Here is a 21,816-nt window from a genome sequence, read left to right on the forward strand (position 1 = left end):
TCTAATTGGTAATTAGATTGAAAACCATATGCCATACATATAGAATTGATAAATTACCAATACTATCTTAAACAAAAAGCAGATGAAACCTTTAATTATATCAAACAATTATAAATTATTGTTTAGTATTTAATAAATCTAATTATATCAATAATTTTCTTTAAAAATATTTAATTATTACTATAATCAATAGAGATTCGATTATACGTAAAAGAACTACCATCGATAAATTGAAGTATTGTTGTTTTTCGTAAGATTTTTTTACTTCCTTAATTATTTTTGATATGAAAAAAACACATAACATCCGAGAACGCCTTAATTATTTAAAACAAATATTACCAACAGAAATTACTCGAACTGTAGCTCATTCTTTAACAGAAGACCTTGGTGGAAGTATCTATCTTTCTTCAGATATTACTTCAAATTTAATTTCTGAAGGAACTCATGGAAAGGCAATTATTATTAGTCGAGAAAAAGGAGTTTTTTGTGGACGAGATTGGGTTGATGAAGTATTTACACAATTATCAAGTCATGAAAATAAGCTGAATAAAAAAGTCAAAATTGAATGGTATGTAAAAGATGGTGATAAAATAAAGGTCAATCAGATATTATGTAGACTTTCTGGCTCAGCACGTACAATATTGACTGGTGAACGTAATGCAATAAATTTTATACAAACTTTTTCTGGCTGTGCAACTACTACTTATCAATATATTAAAAAAATTGCAAATACAAAATGTTGCTTACTAGATACCAGAAAAACTATCCCTGGTTTGCGTTATGCGCTAAAATATGCAGTGGTTTGTGGTGGTGGGAAAAATCATCGTATAGGACTCTTTGATGATTATTTAATCAAAGAAAATCATATAATATCATGCGGTGGTATTGTACATGCCATCTCAAAAGCAAAAAAACTACATCCCCAAAAAACCATTCAAATCGAAATTGAAAATTTAAAAGAACTAGAACAAGCCATAAATTCAGGTGCAGATGTAATAATGCTTGATAACTTTGATATTGATATGATACGTCGAGCAGTACAAATTAATGCAGATCGAACAATCCTAGAATGCTCAGGTAACATTACTTTAGAAAATATTAAAGAATATGCAAATACAGGCATCGATTATATTTCTATTGGAAGTCTAACAAAGGATTTAAAGACGTTAGATCTTTCTATGCGTTTTCAATAAATATAATAAAATTCACTTTTGATAAATCCCTTCTTTTAATTTAATTTTCTGATATAAAAACCTATTTTTAGGTACTAAGATACCATGTTTTTCTGCTTTAGAAATAAGATACCCTGTAATGAAATCAATTTCCGTTTTTCTTTGAAAAAAAACATCTTGCTGCATTGAAGAAAAATTTTTCTCAGTATTTTTAATTGTTTTACCTAGAGCAAAAGACAAATCAAAAAAATTTGTCTCAATTCCTTCTTCATGCATCACAAGTACTATTTCATTTAATAAATTAATCAATAAATGTTCATATCGTTTCTTAAATAAGATGCCATTAGCACATTGCTCTAAAGCTGTAATTGGATTAATCACGCAGCTAATTGCCAATTTATTCCATAAAGTGACTTTTATTGAAGAAGACCAAATCACTTCAGGTAATGCATGATCTAGGAGTTTAACTAAAAAAACACAATGTTTGCCTTTATCATTATACCCTCCTAATTTTGTGATTCCCTTACCCGTATGAAATACTTGCATTGAATTAGGCTTGTAAACTCCATGTGTAGTAGTTGCCAATAAAATTGGATGATGGCTAATTTTATTACAGATATGTTCAATAACTCCCATACCATTGTGCATGAATACAATTATACAATCTTTATGAAGATAAGAAACAATAGGTACCAAAGCATTTTCGACTTGCCAAGCTTTGACAGTAATTATAATTAGTTCTGAATTTGCCAAATGTTGTTTATTACAATTAGAAAATAAGTGAGGCTGTTCTTTATTAATCCGTAAACTAATAGTTGAAGATAAACTTTTCCCCCAAATAGAAACATGATGTCCAGAATTCACTAACCTGCATGCTAATAAAGTACCAATTGCCCCAGGACCAATTATCGAAATATTCATAACTCATCTTTATTTTTTGTTTAACAGTAAAATTTAGTTTGTAGTGATAATAAGAAAATAAATTCAATATAATAAAAATTTGCGCAATTTAATAGCACATAAAAGATAACTTAAGATTTAAATAAACTTAGATCCTATCAGCAACTATAGCAAATAGCTATTTCTTAAGATTACAATTAATAAATATTTTATTTATTGCTCATTGTAAAAATGCACCTCAATTAATTTAATATTATAAAAATTTATAAGAATAAAAATTGATACTAGATAAAGAAAAGCTGTAATATACTTCTTCTTACTTAGATAAGAGACTTAAATTGGAAACAAAATGGTAATCAATTGTAAAAAAACGTCTTCTAAATATTTAGATCGCATAGATCTCAGTATCCTTAATGAATTGCAAAAAGATGGAAGGATATCTAATGTAGAACTTTCCAAACGAGTAGGACTTTCTCCAACACCATGCTTAGAAAGAGTTCGTCGCTTGGAAAAACAAAAATATATCATAGGCTATACAGCACTTTTGAATCCAAAGAATCTTGAAGCATCATTATTGGTTTTTGTTGAAATTACACTTAATAAAAATGCACCAGATATATTTGAACAATTTAATACAATGGTAAAAAAACTAGATGGTATTCAAGAGTGTCACTTAGTATCAGGAGATTTTGATTATTTGCTAAAAATCCGTATACCTGATATCACCGCTTACCGAAAACTTCTTACTTGTACATTGCTGCACCTTCCTGGTGTTAATGATGCTCGTACCTATGTTGTCGTAGAAGAAGTTAAACAGACAAATCAATTAGTTATAAAAAATCGTTAGTTGTATTTATAATAAATTACTATTAATCTTAAATATACACACTTTAAATTGCTAATTTATCTAATTAAACTTACTTTTATGCTTAAGAACTTATTTCAAAAAAAAAAGGATGCTACTATCAGAAAATTAACTAAAGAATCTAAATATTCTCGTTTAAATAGTTTCCAACGATTAAAAGAATGCGCTTTAATACTGACTGTTTTATCATCTATTTTATTATCAATATCCTTATTTACTTTTAGTCCTTCAGATCCATCTTGGTCACAAACTAACTGGGGGGTGGATATTCAAAATGCTGATGGAATATTAGGGGCATGGATAGCTGATACGCTCTTTTTTATTTTTGGCTCTCTTGCTTACCTAATACCAATTCTTTTACTAATAATAGCGTGGTTATTTCTAAAAAAACGCATTCATGATAAAAACTATCCTATAGATTTAATGTTATGGGGTGCTCGTTTACTTGGTTGCGTAATACTAATTTTAACTAGCTGTGGTCTAGCAGATATCAATTTTGATGATATTTGGTATTTTTCATCTGGAGGGATAATTGGTGATATTACTACAAATATTATCTTACCTAGACTAGGTTTATTAGGAACAATATTAGTTTTTCTTTTCTTTTGGGGGGCTGGGTTTACACTTTTAACTGGAATCTCTTGGTTATCAATTGTTGAATGCTTAGGAAAACAAACCATCGATGTATTTTGTTTTATTAGAAATTTTCTAAAGAAAAAAAGAAATACAACGGCATTATTACCAGAACAATTTAAAAATCAACAAAAATCAACTACAACAAACTCTGAAAATCTTAAACAAAACTCGTTATATACTGATAATTCAATTTCTAATAATAAAGAATCGGTTTCTTTCGATAATAAATCATATTTGGATAGTCAGACAAAAGCACATAATAACTCTCATGAAGAGTCTAAATTTAATGAACCTACAAATCTTGAAATAATCCTACCAGAAACAAATCTGAATGAAAAAAAAAACCAAAATTATAAAAAACACATTTCCAAACTAAAATGTGGCTTAACAAAAATAGAAAAAAAATCAATGCCATCTTTGGATTTACTTTATCATCCTAAAAAACATAAAAACTGCATTAACCATAACATTCTTGAAAATATTGCTCGTCTTATTGAAGCTAAATTATTAGATTACAAAATAAAAACCAAAGTAGTAGAAATTTTTCCAGGTCCCGTAATTACTAGGTTTGAACTTGATCTTGCTCCTGGTATCAAAGTTAGTCAAATTTCTACTTTATCTATGGACCTCGCACGATCACTTTCAACAACGACAGTACGTATTGTTGAAGTAATCCCTGGTAAGCCTTATGTTGGAATTGAATTGCCTAATGTTAATCGAAAAACTGTTTATTTCTCTGAAGTCATTAATAGTCAAGCTTTTATAAAAGCTAAATCACCAACAAGCATTGTTCTTGGTCAAGATATTGGTGGTAATGCAATTGTCTCTAATCTATCTAAAATGCCACATGTTTTAGTAGCAGGTACTACTGGTTCAGGAAAATCAGTTGGTGTGAATGTGATGATTCTTAGTATGCTTTATAAAGCAACACCTGAAGAAGTTCGGTTTATTATGATTGATCCTAAAATGCTTGAACTTTCAGTGTATGAAGGAATTCCTCATTTATTATCTGAAGTTGTAACTGATATGAAAGATGCATCAAATGCATTACGTTGGTGTATAGCTGAAATGGATCGTCGATACAAGATCATGTCAACCCTCGGTGTTCGGGATATAACAACTTTCAATAAAAAAATCAATATAGCTATTAAGGCTAATCAGCCTATAAAAAAACCGAGTTGGTATCATGATGATACCATAAACACGGGATCTCCCTACTTAGAAAAAATACCTTATATTGTTGTTATAGTTGATGAACTTGCTGATCTAATACTAGTAGTTGGTAAAAAAGTTGAAGAATTAATCATAAGATTATCTCAAAAAGCTCGTGCAGCAGGCATCCACCTTATCCTTGCTACCCAACGTCCATCTGTAGATGTAATAACAGGTTTAATTAAAGCAAATATACCAACTCGTATTGCATTTACAGTTTCAACTAAAACAGATTCACGAACAATCCTTGATCAAGGAGGAGCAGAATCATTGCTTGGAATGGGAGATATGCTTTATCTTCCTCATGGATCAAATCATGCTATACGAATACATGGCACATTTGCACCTGATGATGATGTTCATTCAGTTGTGAAGCACTGGAAAAAATTAGGTAAACCAAGTTATATTGATAAAATTACTTAAATACACTTTAAAGATTTTGGGTACTGAGCCATCCTTGTTTATAAAAATAGACTGTTATAGGTTCAACAAAAAATAAGATAGCCAATAAACCTACTAATGATAAAACTAAAGTATACGGCAAAGCCATTATTATCATACGGTAGTATGATAATCGAATTATAGGTGCTAAACTTGAAGTTAGTAAAAATAAAAATGCTGCTTGACCATTTGGAGTTGCAATAGAAGGAAGATTAGTACCTGTATTAATTGCAACCGCAAACAAATCAAATTGTTCTCGACTAATCAGACCTTCAATTAAAGCCGTTTTAGCTTCATTTATATATACTGTCCCTACAAATACATTATCTGACACCATCGATAACATACCATTTACAATATAAAACAATGCAAGTTGAATACTCTTATTTTCAATATACAATAGCATATCTATAATTGGCCTAAACAACCCCTGTTCAACTATTACTGCAACAATAGAAAAAAAAACTGTTAATAATGCAGTAAACGGCAAAGCTTCTTCAAAAGCTTTACCTAAAGAACGTTCTTCGATAATTCCACTAAATGCAGTTACTAAGATAATAACTGAAAGACCAATTAAACCAACAGCCGCTAAGTGCATAGAAAGAGCAATAACTAACCAAACAGCAATAATACCTTGTACCAATAATTTAGCAATATCTTTTCTTGTCCTAGTTCTACGCGCTTCATTATTATAATTAATTAAAATTTGACGAACTTTATTTGGTAAATTTTTTCCGTACCCAAATATTTTAAACTTCTCAATTAATAAACAAGTTATCAAACCAAAAATTAAAGTTGGAACAGTAACTGGAGACATACGAATAATAAATTCACCAAATTTCCACCCAGTTTGATCAGCAATAATAAGGTTTTGAGGTTCACCTACCATTGTCATAACTCCACCTAATGCAGTACCAATGCACACATGCATTAAAAGTGAACGAAGAAAAGCTCTATAATCTTCTAAATCTAAACGATCAGATGCATATTCATTTGGTATATTTTCTTGCTGGAAATTATTACCCATCTTTGAAACTACTTTATGGTAGATTGAATAAAAACCAACTATAACACTAATTACGACTGCAACTACGGTTAAAGCATCTAACAGAGCTGAAAGCAAAGCTGAAGTAAAACAAAATATAGCTGAAAGTAATACTTTGGAAGTTGTGATACCAAGCAATATTTTTGTAAAAATAAGTAGTAAAAGTTGCCTCATAAAATAAATACCAGCAACCATAAAAATCAGCAAAAATAATACTTCGATATTAGCAAGAAGTGTATTCTCAACTTGTTTCGAACTAGTCATTCCAATAATTATAGACTCAATGGCAAGTAAACCTCCTGGCTGCAAAGGATAACATTTTAAAGCCATAGCTAGAGTAAAAATAAACTCTACTACTAAAAACCAACCAGCACAGAAAGGGCTAATTAAAAAGAATACGATAGGATTTATAATAAGAAATAAAACAATAGAAAACTTATACCAATTCGGTGCTTTACCTAGAAAATTCATAAAAAAAGCACTCTTAAGTGACATAGCCATAATACTAGGTAACCTTGATAACAATTTGTGGAAAATAGAATTTTTAAAAAAATTCTGAGACAAGTTCTTCTTCAATCACTATTTAACTATTTAGATCAATTCAATAAACTATTTGGTTTTTCTAAACTTCGACTTTATACTTATTCAATAACTTCTAGTCAACCTAAAAATCAAATTAATAATTATAGTAATTGAATAAGCATTTAAAAATAATTTTGCATCATACTAAATTATTTAGTTTTTTTAATTTATTCACTAAACCACTTGAACGTTGAATCTTAGTATTAATAGAACGTTTTAAAATACTCATGCTTGCATATAGAAATAAAGAACTCTTTGCGCGAGTAATTCCAGTATAAACTAATTCTTTTGTTAAAATTTTACTAAACTTTAATGGTAAAACCATTAAAACTAAATCAAATTCACTTCCTTGAGATTTATGAATAGTCATTGCATAGGCAGTTTCATGCTCAGGGAGACGGTTAGGAGAAAAGGATCTTATATTTCCGTCTGGTAATTCAAAAAAAACTCTTAAATGAGAAGTAACATCAATTCCGTTACAAATACAAATTCCAATATCACCATTAAAAAGTCCTAATTCATAATCATTTTTAGTAATCATTATGGGTCTTCCATGATACCAAGTTTTACCTTTAATTTGAATTAATTGACTGGATATCAAAGCATATTCAATATGTTTATTTAAAGTAACAACACCGAAATCACCCATACGGACTGCACATAATAAACGACATCGAGAAAAAATTTTTAGTACTTTTTTAGCTTCCTGTTTTTGAGTTTCTAATTTCCCTACATCTTTAGATAATAGAAACTGATTAAGACTTTTCAAATAAGTTCCATACTCTCTAACAAGAACGCGTAATATATGATTATAATGTCCATGTTTAATTGAAAAATACCGAATATCAGTGAATTTTTTTTTCAATATAGATTCAACCTTACTAATTTCCCCAAAATTCACAGCTTTTGCTAACTGACCAATGCCTGAACATGAATCAAATCGATAATTTTTTGTTAGCATACATAAACTATCAGAAATAGAATTTTTATTTTTAACATTTTGTATAAAAAAAGATTTATGACTGTAACCTGTTAGCGTAGCTATTAACTGAGCCTGATTGTAGCTAAATCCATATTGATAAAATGAGCAAACATCCCCTAATACAGAACCTGCTTCAACAGAAGACAGCTGATCTTTATCACCAAGTAAAATTAAACGTGCGTGTTTTGGAATAGAATTCAATAAGTTGAACATCATAGACAAATCAACCATAGATGCTTCATCAACAACTAAAATATCTACATTTATCGGATTACGTTGATTATGATAAAAATTGACACTATTAGGAATCATACCGAGTAAAGCATGTAATGTACTTGCTTCAGTGGGGAAATAACCCTTCAATTCTGGTGCAATAGAAACAATATGTTTAAGCGAAACACCAATAGATTGAGTTAAATGAGCACTTGCTTTTCCTGTTGGAGCAACTAATTTAATAATTGGAGTAATTGCTTTCTGTTGAAATTGATAAATTAATACAGCTAAAAGTTGAGTTACTGTAGTAGTTTTACCTGTACCTGGACCGCCTGATATTACCAAAAAATTTCTAGTTAAGGCTATTGCTGCTGCAACCTTTTGCCAATTAAGACAAGATGATTGAGGAATAAGTGTATCTAGCACTTTCAAATCCTCTGCGTGTATAGCATTTATTAAAACTTTCTCTATTGCTTTCCAATTTAATCTATCAAAACTAATAACGTCTAAATACTCATATAATATTTTTTTTCTTTGAATGGAACAGCTTAATTTAGAAAGTTTATGAAATAAAATATCATAATCTCGATAAATTATCTGATCTAAAAAACTACCTAATAACTTTAGTTCAGAATATTGAAGATTTCTTGATACACTAAAATTAGTTAAACATAATGCTAAGTTATATTCATATTGCCAATAACGCTGTAAATAAAGCCTTAGTCCATCAAATATTAATGGATGAGATTCATCTTGGAACCCAATAAGATAACAATCTTTTATAATTTGAGACCAATCTGTTTGTAATATCTTCTTATTTAATTGCAACATAATATCGCTAGACAGATTAAATTTACTTACTACATCTAGTAGATTCTTTTCTCCTTTATCATTAATAAACAATAAACATACATTACCTTGACCTAATTCATAGCTAAGTAAAGCAGAGATAAAAGCAATTTCATCTGAATTTTGATATACCTGATCGGACATAAAACGCGCAAACTGATAATCAAGCAAGCGAACTAACCCTTTTTCAGAAAGCAATTTTAAAACATCTAAAAATGTAATTTCCATAATTAATTTAATTTTATAGAATTTGGATCATTGTTTTTCAATGATTAAATCCATCAATCAAATTATCTAAATCTTCTAAAAATTCTAGTTCTGGCTTAACATAAAAAACACCATGATCTGATTGACCATCCATACCACGCACGAATAAATAATATACACCACCAAAGTACTCTTCATAGCTATAATTGCCTATACGACTACGTAAAAAACGGTGTAACGCTAATGAATAAATTTGATACTGAAAATCATAACGATATTCTACCATCGCATCTTTTAGAGCTTGTTTATGATAATAGGAACTACTATCACCTAAATATGTCGATTTCCAATCGAGCAAATAATATTTCCCTTGATGTTCAAAAACCAAGTCAATAATACCTTTCAACATACCTATTGCAGTTTGAAAGTTTAAATTACCTGCCTGAAATGAAAGTGAATCATAGTGTTGAGCTATCTTATTAAATGAAGATGCACTTAACATTTCTATGGGTAAAAAAAACTCCAATTCAATTAATCTTTGATTGGGAGGCTTTTGATTTAATAGCAACTCTTTACCATTCAATGGTGTGCTCAATACTGTAGTAATAAGATCTTGAATAATTGGCAACCAATCTAATTCTAATTGCATACTTTCAATTAACTCTTTAATTAAAGAAATATTTCTTTCACTGAAAGCAGATTGTGTAAATTCTATTTTTTCAAATAAATTATGAAAAAAAACACCTGCTAATGCACCACGTGGAAAGGTAAAAATTGAATATTTATTTTTTTTTATTTCCAAATCTACTAATTCATTCTGAATGTGTATGACATTTAAATCATTAACAAAATCATTCCTTTTCAGAGAAAAATTTTGTTTTACTAATTTTGAATAACTTGTGATACTCCACGATTGATTAATACTTCGTTTTAGTTCTTTTGAATTAATTTCTTCAAAAGAACTATCTGTGGTAAACACATTCTTGTCAATAAATGGTAATTTTAAAACTATCAATCCTGGATTATGATTAACCTGAAACTTAAGGGATTCTGCTAAATGATCAGTATCACCCTCTTTACCATCTTGTAATAAATAACCTATAGCACTAAGATGAACAGAGGTTTTATTTTTGCTAGAATCAAGATTTTGAATTGGTGAAACTCCAATAAAACAACCATATACTGAACGTGTTAAAGCTACATAAAGCAATCGCAAGTCTTCAGCTAAACGTTTCTTATCAGCTTTTTGAAAAGTATTATCCTTACATTCAATATCTAAAATAACTTTTTTTTCTTCCTCATCATAGTATACATATTCACTAGCTCTTCGATAACTGAAAATAAACGGCAAAAACACTAAATTATATTCTAATCCTTTTGCTTTATGTACAGTAACAATTTTTATTAAATTTCTATCAGATTCAATACGTTGTACTTCTTCTTCTATACAAGTCAATCCTTTTTCTGCATTGCTAATTTTTTCAACTAACCAACGCAATAAAGCATGATTGCTAGTCAAATTTTTATTCGATTTCTGCAAAAGCTCACTGATATGCATCAGATCTATTAACAAACGTTCACCATTAACTTGTTTCAATAAATATTCAGCAATCTTACGTTGTGTCATAACTGATCGAATCATGGGAAATACACCATATTTTATTAAAATTTTACGATAGTTCTTAAATTCATCAATCACCTTATCCAATAATATTTCATTACTATTAATATTACTTAACTCATTGAGATCTAAAGAAAAAAGATTTGTAGCAAGACTTGCCATCAAAACTTTAGTATTTTCTGGCATTAAAACAGCTTTGATTAAATATTGTATATCTCTTGCAATTGTACTAGAAAATACACTATTGTGATTTGAAAGATAGACGCAAGCAATTGCTTGCTTTTCTAGTCCTTCTTTAATAATCTGAGCTTCATTGGCAGTACGTACTAAAATTGCAATATCACTAGCTTGAATTGGAACTTTTTTATTATTACACAAAAAATTCGCTTGACCTTGTTGGGAAGCAGTTAAAATTTTTTTGATTTGGCTAGATGTAGCATCTAACATCGTATTGTAATATTCACATTTTTTAACTGCTTTATGTTCAAACCAACAAGTAATTGCAGGTTGCCTATCACCATTTATTAACCAGAAACGTTGATGAGCATCAGGACTACACTTCACTGGTAAAAATGGAATATAGTGATCATAAATAAATGGGCTTTTAGCTGAAGAAAATATCTGATTTACTGCCATTACCATCTCAGAACTTGATCGCCAATTAGTGCTCATCGTATAATGAGAAATAGCTTCTTTACGAGCCTTTATGTAAGTAAAAATATCTGCTCCTCGAAAACTATAAATTGCTTGCTTTGGATCTCCAATCATAAATAAGCCACATTCAGGTTTATTTAGGTAGATACGACTAAAAATATTATATTGAACTGGATCGGTATCTTGAAACTCATCAATCATTGCAATTGGATATATAGTTCGAATTTTTTTAACTAATAAAGGTTGAGTATCAACTGAATTTGAAAGTTGAATTATTAAATCATCAAATGATAATAATTGCTTTTCATTCTTTTCTTTAGCCAATAGAATTCTGCAATGTCTTATTGCGTGTGCTACTATTTGTGTCTTTATATTACTTACTGGATTAGTTAAAAAGTCTTCAATAGCAGAAAACATGAAATGAATTGGTGCATTGCTATTTGAAGTTGTCTTAATTAAAATGTTTTGTGCAAACCTGTGTAAAGCATGAGGGTAATTGTATTCCCTTGTTTCTGTTAATGACCATGATGAAATAGCACTGAACCATTTGGGTAAATTATTTTTGTTATAAATGGATTTATTAATACCAGAGTTCCAAATTAAGTCAAGACAACTGTCTTTATACTTTAACCAAAGAACTTTTAATTGCTCAATACGTTTTAGAGTACTTTTATGCAGTTCAAGCAAATCAAAATTAATTTCTTCAATAAATATGCTACGTTGTGACATAGTTAAATAATTATTAATTTGATTTAGTAAATCTATAGGACTAGACCATATTTTTTTTATTTCATTTAACAAACTTTGAGGTAATGAATAAAAATTGCGTCGCCAGTAATCAGAAATTACCTGGAATTTTAAACAACTATCATCAGTAATAAAATTGGTATCACTGAAATCGATACCAGATTCAAATACATTCTGAGTAAGCATACGTTTACAAAAACCATGGATAGTATAAATTGCAGCCTCATCCATTTGCCTTTCTGCATTTAATAAAATATCTACAATTTTTTGATGATCAGTTAACTCTTCTAAAAAAAAATTAATTAGTGGATCATTACTTTTATTATATAAAAATGCCATTCGAACATCATGAATTTTTAAACGAATGCGTTCTCTAAGTTCAGCCGTGGCAGCTTCCGTAAACGTTACAACCAAAATTTGATTCACAGTCAACGGCTTATGATATCTAGTTTTCACATTACCATGACCAAGCAATAAACGTAAATATAATCCAACTATAGAAAAGGTTTTACCTGTTCCTGCAGATGCTTCTATTAAACGTGCACCATGTAAAGGAAATGTCATAATTTCTAATGGAATAATCGATCGAAAAGTCAAAATTTTAAAAACCTAAATCAATATTACGTTATTTAATTTGTTTAATTGCTAATCTAGGAGGAATCATTACTAAATCTGATAATAATTTTACTTGATGAGCTAGTTCGCTATTCCATTTAGGCCAAATACGTGCAATATAGGGATTATTCCCCTCTCCGTATCCAAGATAAGTATCATTAAATATATTGGCCATTCTTTTTATAGCTTTCCCTTCATCATTAATCCAATTACCTCGGTTTTGACCTGCCTCCACAGCAGCAAGTGCAGTTTTTGGAAAATAAGGTAATGGTTTTTTTATACCTTGACAGAATAAAAAAACTAACTGTTCAAACCAATTTTTTGCTTGTATATGATCTGAAATAGGTAAATACATAAAATGCAGCAATTTATCTTTTTTATAATCATAACCAATAATATGAGTTGATTTACTGTGCCCAATTACAGCCATTACCAAATGGTCTATCCATGCAGAAAGATAGTCTTGAGATCTAATCTGACCATTACGATAACGAACTAATCCAGATGGGTAATTTTTTTTGATCCTACCAGTAAGATGAATATTTTTATATTGATCTAAAAAATCTATAGTAGTATCAACTTCATATTTGTTTTGATCAGAATTTCTGCATAAAAAAATTAATTTATCTAATAAAATTTTCACTGGAATAAGATTTTTTTCAAAAACAATTTCACCAAAATTACCAACAGGAAGGATCCCTTGTGCGCGCTTCTGCTTAAAGAAATTATAGGCTAGTTCATCTAAATTGAATAACTGAACTGTTTCTTGGCAAATTAAATACTCTTGAAATAACATATCTAACAATTGTTCTCGAATTTGATAATTTTCTAAATAACTTAACATAAACGGTTCATTATCTTCCAATTGGGTAAAAGATAAATCAAATACTACTTTTAAATGATAATTAAAAAAATATTGAACTGGCAAACGCCAAAAACGATGAAATTCAGCCAGTTTAATTTTCAATGGATTGCTTAATTTAGGAAAGTGCTTACTTAATTTATAATTTAATTTTGAAGCTGTTTCTTCTTTTTTTACATTTATTTGGAAATCTTTTTTTTGAATTTGAATTAATGCCGAAGGAACCCAATCTTTAGCATAGCTACCAGTACTTGTATAAAATGAAGAAGGAGAAAAAGGAACCATAGCATGGTACTGAAGTAACTTTTTTAAAAGTTTATCACTAGACAACTGACTTTCTAGTAATTCTGTTCCCTTTAAACAATAATTATTTTTACAATAATCAACTAATTCAGAAACTAACACAGAAGGAAAAATCTCACTATTATCTCTAATTGATCTTCCAATGTAGCTAATATAAAGTGCATGTTTCGCTGATAAAATTGATTCTAAAAATAAATAACGATCATCGTCACGGGTAGTTCTATCTCCAAGCTGAATTTTTCCTGACATTAAGTTAAAACTATCCGGTAAACTAGAACGCGGATAAGCTCCATCATTCATGCCAAGTAAACATACTACCTTGAATGGAATCGAACGCATAGGAATTAAATTACAAAAGTTTACCCCTCCAGATAAAAAATGTTCACTATTGCATTTGATTAATAATTCACTTTCTAAATACTTAACGATAACAATAGATTCAACATTTTTCTGATACCCCGCATCGTTTAGGTCCTTTTTCAATTGATAAATACAATCACGAATCGACTGTAAAATCATCTCTCCTTCAAGATCAACAGAAAAAAAATCACCTAATAAATTAAATAATATTTTTACCCAACTATCAATAGACTGACTTTGTTTAAGTAATAGACGATAAAAACTAATTTTTTCGATAAAATAGGATATCTTACCAGCTATTTCTGCTTTCATCCCTTGTACTTCATTATATGGAAAAAACATAGTATCTTTTGATTTAAACAATCCGGATTGTTCGGACATAGCATATCCTAAAAACATTCGTGAAATACCAGATTTCCAAGTATTTTGGTCAGAAACAGGCAAATTAAATTCGTCAGCAATACTAGAATCTAACCCCCAACGAATTCCTGATTCTTGAATCCATTTTTTAATGATATCAATTTCCTTTTCACTAAATTGAAATTTGGCCATCACGGCAGGCATTTCAAGAAATTCAAATAATTCAGATGCTGAACAACGCATATTTGGCAAAACTAATAATCGCATAAATAGAGATAAAATTGGATGTTCTTGAAAAGAAGAGTAATCAGAAATAGAATACGAAATATAATGTTTATCAGATACACTATTAAATGCAGCATGAATAAAAGAGCGATAGGTATCAACATTAGGCATCATAACAATGATATCATTCGGAGTTAAGTCAGAATTAGCGTTAAACATTCTTAATAATTCATCATGTAGTATTTCTAATTCTCGCATAGGAGTATGACAAATATGTATAGATAACGACTGGTCATCTAAATCTACTACTTGTTTATGAGCACTTGAATTTAAATTATAGTTATTTTGACGTTCTTCTAAATTAAGAATATCGGCTTGCAGATTATGTAATAATGTATCACGCTTAATATTAATGAAAAAGTCATAAACTTCACTTTCTAACTTTGATAATATATAAAGACTATCTCTCCCTAACTTTCCTATTGAAGCAAGTAAACTATTACCAATAGAATTCTTTATATGTAAACTATCTTGGTTTATTTCTTGATTAATTTTTTCTTGAAATTGTAAAACTGTATCTTTAGCATTACTGAATTTGCTATCTGATATTTTTATTTCTTTTTGATTTTGATCTATTTTAGTTAGATGATTCCTATCACAAATATCTCCCCAATAATGCTTACAAGGATTATGAAACATAAAATGTATATCAATATATTTTCCTAAAGCTTCAAGAATATTCATATAATGTGTTGGTAAAGAATTGATACCAAAAATAAATAGACGACTAGGAATATTTTTGATATCAATTTCGCTTGATGTAAGTTTTTTCATCAATTTATTACATAAATTAGCGTGATTATAATTTGATTTACCTTGTTTGAAGGTATACTGGCACAATTTTTTCCATAAAATCGATTGCCAGAAATATTCACCATCACATTCCTTTACCCCAGTATTATTTTCCCAATTTATAATCCACTCTGGACGATAAAGAATATAATCCACAAAAATATTTGCGATCTTTCTAGAAAGCTGATAAAGGTTATGATCGTTTTCCCCTTTTTTAAAATAATTGAGTAGCACACCAAATGTTGGATCATCTAATGTAGACGGTAAAATATTCATTAATTTCCATGTTATAATGTTCCTATCAAACAAAGTATACTTAGGAACATTAGATAATGTTTGAGTAAAGGTCTCCCAAATAAAAGCATTAAAAGAAGAAAACTTGATATTAGCAATAATGCCCATCTCTTGAGCTAACTTGATCTTTAACCACTTAGACATACCTGTACTTTGCACGAGTATTTGATCTTTATCAAAGGGATTGCAAAGTGGATTATTTTTTATTAGATGCACTAATAGAATTTTTAGCGTATCAATTTTATTAGAATGATAGACCGTAAACAAAACTTCCCAACACTACTATGAGTATAATTAAACTAGCAACAGATTGATTTTAAACTATTCTAATTCTTCACTACCTGATAGTAAGAAAATAGTCATTAATACTAGCATAATAAATAGTTTCCATAATTTTTAGTTAGACAATAATTATATAAATATAGTATAACGATTTAATAATCTTTTTAGTTATAAGTATTATATTTTAAAATGAAAAAGTGTCCAATTTTAACTTTTGCAAAAGATCTTATTAGACGAAAATCCATCACTCCAGAAGATGCTGGATGTCAGTTACTAATGATTGCACGTCTAAAGAAATTGGGGTTTAAGATTGAAATAATGAATTTTAAAAATACAAACAATTTTTGGGCTCGTCGCGGCAAAGATTCTCCATTATTTGCCTTTGCAGGACATACAGATGTGGTTCCATCCGGACCATTAAAACAATGGAATACCCCTCCATTTAAACCGATTATTATTGATGGAAAACTTTATGGACGAGGGGCCTCAGATATGAAAGGTGCGCTGGCATGTATGATTATCTCAGTTGAACAATTTCTCACTAAATATCCAAATCATAAAGGTTCAATTGCATTTTTAATTACTTCTGATGAAGAAGGAGAGTTTATTAATGGAACAACACGAGTAGTTACTACTCTTATGGAACGTAATGAAAAAATTGACATGTGCATTGTAGGAGAACCCTCAAGCAGTCATCAAGTTGGAGATATAATTAAAAATGGTCGAAGAGGCTCAATTACAGGTAATCTTTATATAAAAGGAACACAAGGTCATGTTGCTTATCCTAACCTAGCAAATAACCCTATACATCAGAGCTTACCAGTATTAAATGAATTTATAAATACTCAGTGGGATAATGGAAATTGCTTTTTTCCACCAACAAGTTTTCAAATTTCAAATTTACATTCAGGTGCAAGAACCCCCAATATCATTCCAGGGGAATTAGATATCCAATTTAATTTTCGATTTAGTACTGAACTTACAGATAAAAAAATAAAACAACGTATCTATTCTATACTAGATAAACATAATCTAAACTACAACTTAAAATGGACTCTTAGTGGTCAACCATTTTTAACCTCTAAAGGACAATTATTGGAGGCAGTAAGCAAGGCAATCCATGAAATTAACCATAAAAAACCAAAGTTACTAACAACTGGAGGTACTTCTGACGGTCGTTTTATTGCAAAAATGAAAGGACAAATCATTGAACTTGGTCTTATAAATACCTCTATTCATAAAGCAAATGAAAATGTAAATGTAGCAGATTTAACCAAACTAACAAATATGTACAGAAAAACTCTAGAAAAACTACTGGGGTAGGAAAATTATCACTTTTTATGAGCTTCCTTTTCCTTCATACTAACTAAATTCTAATTTTTGTAATAGTTTTTTTAAACTGAAGTTTTTTAAAAATCTAAAAATCATTCTGATTTACATAAAAATATTTTATTTTCTTTGTACTACTTCATCTATTAAACCATAAACAACAGCTTCATCTGCACTCATGAAATTATCTCTTTCTGTATCTTGTTCAATTTGTTTTATCATTTTGTTAGTATGTTTTGCTAAAATTTTATTTAAATTAGCTCGTAACTTTAAAATTTCATTAGCATGTATGCTAATATCTGTAGCTTGTCCTTGAAATCCTCCTAGAGGTTGATGAATCATAACTCTAGAATTTGGAAGAGCAAGTCTCTTTCCTGATTCCCCTGCTGCTAAGATAAAAGCTCCCATACTAAAAGCTTGTCCCATACAAACAGTAGAAACCTTTGATTTTACATGTTGCATTGTATCATAAATTGCTAATCCAGCAGTCACAGAACCACCAGGAGAATTAATATATAAAAATATATCCTTCTTAGAACTTTCAGAATCTAAAAAAAGCAATTGAGCACAAATAATATTTGCAACATAGTCATCAACAGGTCCAATTAGAAAAATGATGCGTTCTTTTAAAAGTCTCGAATAAATATCATATGCTCTTTCTCCTTTACTTGTTTGTTCAACAACCATAGGTATAAGATTTGATCTTATATCATTCATAATTTCCCTTTATATACTTTAGTTTGTGCTTACTATATAGAAACGCTGACTAAAATTAATACTATCAAGTATTTTAAGTTTGATAACCACTTTAGAAACGGAGATGACTTTAACATATTTTTCTATAAATTTATGTTCATAAATATACTTTGCTATAAAGTATGATAAAAATCACATATTTAATTTTATTATTGATTTTTTTAAGAAAGCGTAATAGTATTCTATTGTTTAAACAGTTTTATCTCTTTAGTTCTACTGCTAATTGATTTTATCCATATCTGAAATCTAAATTTTGTAACTGAGGACAGAATTAAAATAAAAGTCTAAATAAGTAATCATCTCTTTTTATATGTTCTTATTTTATATGTTCTTAGTATGCTTGATATAAAAAGATAATCATGGCCCCTTAGCTCAGTGGTTAGAGCAGTCGACTCATAATCGATTGGTCAACAGTTCAAATCTGTTACGGGCCACCAACTACTTTCACTTTGTCATTGGTAGCACCTATTCTTGATGGAAAAGATTACATCATCCTTATCCTTTTCATCTATTCTTCTTCAAGAATACCTAGAAATTTAGTATCATCTAAATTTGATAGAAGCTTCTTAGAAGGAAAATGGTTTATGGGCATAATACCTTTGACACAAAAACGTCAATATTATCGATTAAAATATCCGAGAAAGGCAAGACCTGCTTTTCGAATTAAAGGTAAGTATTATTATGCTAATGAGTTGTCCGAAAAAGGCATCCGGATAGCCGTAACTGTAACTACTGATGGCTATAAATTATTTTATCGTGGTTTAAGAATGAATGGGCTTCTCAAGCTTAATTACAAAGATAATCAAAATTATATTGAAGGATTAATTATACGTATAGACAAGCAAGAGCTAATCCTTCGACTAACTAAAGGAGTAAACTTCAGAGATATACTTAATGAACAAAGATATATTCATAATAAATACCCAGCCTATTTTAGCTAATTTGTTTTGTTTTATTTTTAACATACCATTGGTACAGATATAGACCTGTATACCTGCATATTTTTAATAAACATATAATTAGTAATTAAAAATAGAATGCTTTCGTACCAAACTTGATATCAATAATTGCTCTTTTTCATTTTTAGTTGCCATTTCCAAGCAGTTATGATTATTTCTTCCATGCTTCGTGTTGCTTCCCAACCAAGATCTTTTTTAATTTTTTCCGTACTAGCCCAAGACTCAGCAACATCTCCTAAACGAGGCGGACAAATCTGATAAGGAACTGATAGTGAACATGTCTGGCTAAATAATTTAATAATCTCAAGCACACTAAACCCTTTACCAGTACCTAGATTATATATATGTAACCCTGGTTTCTTATTAAAGTTTTTTAACGCTACAATATGACCATCTGCTAAATCCATTATATGGATATAATCGCGAACTCCTGTACCATCCTTTGTAGGATAATCATCACCAAATACAGAAAGAAATTTTCGATAACCTGTAGCAACCTGGATAATTAAAGGCATTAAATTATTTGGAATACCTTTTGGATCTTCACCTATTATCCCTGATGGATGTGCACCTGCTGGATTAAAATAACGCAATAAAGTAATACTCCAATCAGATTCTGCTAGCAACAAATCGCTAAAACAACGTTCAATCATATATTTGCTGAAACCATAGGGATTATTTGTTCCGTCTGTTGAAGCTTCTTCAGTAATAGGAATTAAATTCGAATTACCATATATCACTGCTGATGAACTAAAAATTATGTTTTTAACACCAGCTCTTCGCATCGAACGCAAAAGCACTAAAGAACCATTAACATTATTATCATAATACTCTAATGGTTTAATTATTGATTCAGTAATACTTTTAAACCCTGAACAGTGAAAGACAGATTGAATATCATTATTTCGAAATATTGCATCTACAAAACTTTCATTGCGAATATCACCTTGATAAAAATCTGGTTGTTTCCCAGTTAACTTTTTTATTCTACTTAATACTTCAATTTTAGAACTAAATAGATTATCTATTATAATAGGTTGAAAACCCTCCTCAATCATTTGGATACAAATATGACTTCCTATATATCCCATACCACCAGTTATTAATACTTTCAATAATTACAACCTCATTTTCCATTCATATTAAATTAATATAGCATAGTTTCTCTCCAGTTTTAATAATCTATATCTTAGAAACTGGATAATAAAAAAGGAAATCTTGTCTAAATAAAATCAAGCTCTATTGAGTACTATATTTTATAGTTAATTAAATAAAAGAACTTACAGACAAATTTAAAGATAGAAGCTTCATAGCACATTGATCGCATTTAAATCAGAAAAAGCCTGTTCAAGACGAGAAACCATAGAAATTTGTCCAGCACGTAACCAAACACGAGGATCGTAATATTTTTTATTTGGAGAAAATGAACAAGTTGAACTACCTATTTGATTTTGTAAATACTTACGATATTTTAATTCATACATTCGAATACCGTTCCAAGTTGCCCATTGTGTATCAGTATCAATGTTCATTTTTACAACACCATAACTAATAGATTCTTGGATATCATCTTTAGTAGAACCTGAACCGCCATGGAATACAAAATTTAAAAAATTAGGGGAGAGACCAAATTTTTTTGCACAATAAATTTGAGAGTCTTTAAGAATAGATGGAGTTAAAACAACATTACCTAATTTATAAACACCATGAACATTACCGAAAGAAGCAGCAATAGTAAAACGTGAACTAATACAGCTTAATTTTTCATATGCATAGGCTACATCTTCTGGAGAAGTATAAAGTTCAAGTTTATTAATATTAGTATTATCAATACCATCTTCTTCTCCACCAGTACAACCAAGTTCAATTTCAATTGACATGCCAATTTTAGCCATACGTTTTAAGTATTTAGAACAAACTGCAATATTTTCCTTCAGAGACTCTTGGGAAAGATCTAACATATGAGAAGAAAACAAAGGCTTATTCATTTGTTTAAAAAAACATTCGCCAGCATCTAGTAACCCATCAATCCAAGGTAGAAGCGTTTTAGTAGCATGATCAGTATGCAATATAACTGGAATACCGTATACTTCAGCAGCAGAATGGATATACTTAGCTCCGGCTATAGCACCAAGAATCTGAGCTTCGTGATTTTGGAGTTTGATTCCTTTCCCAATAAAAAAAGCAGCACCGCTACTAGAAAATTGAATAATAACGGGGGAGCGTACTTTGGCAGCAGCTTCAAGTACAGCATTAACAGAATCTGTTCCAATTACATTTACAGCAGGAAGAGCAAACTGATTTTCTTTTGCAATTTTAAATATTGTCTCTACATCATCACCAAAAATTACACCAGGTTTTATAAAATCGAAAATTTTAGACATAGACTAATCCTATTTACACATCTGCTATTTTTTTAAAATTGATAACTATGCCAAATCAATTTAAAATAAGAAAGTATTTAGATTCAAATAACTCATAGTTAAGTCAAGA

12 protein-coding genes, 1 tRNA gene and 2 pseudogenes are annotated in these 21,816 nt (G+C 29.6%); 7 read left to right on the forward strand and 8 right to left on the reverse strand.

The window, feature by feature from the left end; all coding sequences use genetic code 11:
* Positions 1-284: 284 nt before the first annotated feature.
* On the forward strand, positions 285-1,193 hold the full coding sequence (gene nadC, locus O1U_RS01590) for a carboxylating nicotinate-nucleotide diphosphorylase (protein ID WP_016503667.1): 909 nt from the start codon (positions 285-287) through the stop codon (positions 1,191-1,193).
* Positions 1,194-1,205: 12 nt separating this feature from the next.
* Here nadC and O1U_RS01595 read toward each other — a convergent pair whose 3' ends face one another.
* On the reverse strand, positions 1,206-2,093 hold the full coding sequence (locus O1U_RS01595; RefSeq protein WP_016503668.1) for a 2-dehydropantoate 2-reductase: 888 nt from the start codon (positions 2,091-2,093) through the stop codon (positions 1,206-1,208).
* A gap of 328 nt (positions 2,094-2,421) precedes the next feature.
* Here O1U_RS01595 and lrp point away from each other — a divergent pair, with 328 nt between their 5' ends.
* The 3 genes and pseudogenes from lrp to O1U_RS04995 form a co-directional block, all read left to right on the forward strand.
* Positions 2,422-2,919: a leucine-responsive transcriptional regulator Lrp gene (gene lrp / locus O1U_RS01600; protein ID WP_016503669.1), complete on the forward strand. Its 498-nt coding sequence runs from the start codon at positions 2,422-2,424 to the stop codon at positions 2,917-2,919.
* 78 nt (positions 2,920-2,997) lie between these two features.
* Positions 2,998-3,660, forward strand: a pseudogene (locus O1U_RS04990) (DNA translocase FtsK 4TM domain-containing protein); the annotation flags it as partial.
* A 321-nt stretch (positions 3,661-3,981) separates the two neighbouring features.
* Positions 3,982-5,202: pseudogene (locus O1U_RS04995) on the forward strand (DNA translocase FtsK); the annotation flags it as partial.
* A gap of 13 nt (positions 5,203-5,215) precedes the next feature.
* Here the strand turns inward: O1U_RS04995 and nhaB are convergent.
* The 4 genes from nhaB to recC all read right to left on the reverse strand — a co-directional run bounded on the left by nhaB (position 5,216) and on the right by recC (position 16,264).
* Positions 5,216-6,772, reverse strand: coding sequence for a Na(+)/H(+) antiporter NhaB (nhaB, locus tag O1U_RS01610; RefSeq protein ID WP_016503671.1), 1,557 nt, complete (start codon positions 6,770-6,772; stop codon positions 5,216-5,218).
* Positions 6,773-6,992: 220 nt separating this feature from the next.
* Positions 6,993-9,125, reverse strand: coding sequence for an exodeoxyribonuclease V subunit alpha (gene recD / locus O1U_RS01615; protein WP_016503672.1), 2,133 nt, complete (start codon positions 9,123-9,125; stop codon positions 6,993-6,995).
* A 37-nt stretch (positions 9,126-9,162) separates the two neighbouring features.
* Entirely contained in the window at positions 9,163-12,690 is a 3,528-nt protein-coding gene (gene recB, locus O1U_RS01620) for an exodeoxyribonuclease V subunit beta (RefSeq protein ID WP_420887244.1), read from the reverse strand.
* Positions 12,691-12,751: 61 nt separating this feature from the next.
* On the reverse strand, positions 12,752-16,264 hold the full coding sequence (recC, locus tag O1U_RS01625; protein WP_040356498.1) for an exodeoxyribonuclease V subunit gamma: 3,513 nt from the start codon (positions 16,262-16,264) through the stop codon (positions 12,752-12,754).
* A gap of 204 nt (positions 16,265-16,468) precedes the next feature.
* Here recC and dapE point away from each other — a divergent pair, with 204 nt between their 5' ends.
* Positions 16,469-17,602, forward strand: coding sequence for a succinyl-diaminopimelate desuccinylase (dapE, locus tag O1U_RS01630; protein WP_016503675.1), 1,134 nt, complete (start codon positions 16,469-16,471; stop codon positions 17,600-17,602).
* 126 nt (positions 17,603-17,728) lie between these two features.
* Here dapE and clpP read toward each other — a convergent pair whose 3' ends face one another.
* Positions 17,729-18,325 carry an ATP-dependent Clp endopeptidase proteolytic subunit ClpP gene (clpP, locus tag O1U_RS01635; protein WP_016503676.1) on the reverse strand — a complete coding sequence of 199 codons (597 nt, stop codon included), beginning with the start codon at positions 18,323-18,325 and terminating at the stop codon, positions 17,729-17,731.
* Positions 18,326-18,725: 400 nt separating this feature from the next.
* Here clpP and O1U_RS01640 point away from each other — a divergent pair.
* A tRNA-Ile gene (locus O1U_RS01640) sits at positions 18,726-18,801 on the forward strand.
* 12 nt (positions 18,802-18,813) lie between these two features.
* Complete coding sequence (locus tag O1U_RS01645; RefSeq protein WP_141631647.1) at positions 18,814-19,305, forward strand: hypothetical protein; 492 nt, start codon at positions 18,814-18,816, stop codon at positions 19,303-19,305.
* Positions 19,306-19,424: 119 nt separating this feature from the next.
* Here the strand turns inward: O1U_RS01645 and galE are convergent, their stop codons facing one another.
* Positions 19,425-20,438 (reverse strand): UDP-glucose 4-epimerase GalE, encoded by a 1,014-nt coding sequence (gene galE / locus O1U_RS01650; protein ID WP_016503678.1) that lies wholly within the window; start codon positions 20,436-20,438, stop codon positions 19,425-19,427.
* 192 nt (positions 20,439-20,630) lie between these two features.
* Positions 20,631-21,707, reverse strand: a complete 1,077-nt coding sequence (gene fbaA / locus O1U_RS01655) for a class II fructose-bisphosphate aldolase (protein ID WP_016503679.1) — start codon at positions 21,705-21,707, stop codon at positions 20,631-20,633.
* Positions 21,708-21,816 lie beyond the last annotated feature (109 nt).

Origin of the sequence: Candidatus Photodesmus katoptron Akat1 (assembly GCF_000478685.1) — a bacterium.
Taxonomy (GTDB): domain Bacteria; phylum Pseudomonadota; class Gammaproteobacteria; order Enterobacterales; family Vibrionaceae; genus Vibrio; species Vibrio anomalopis.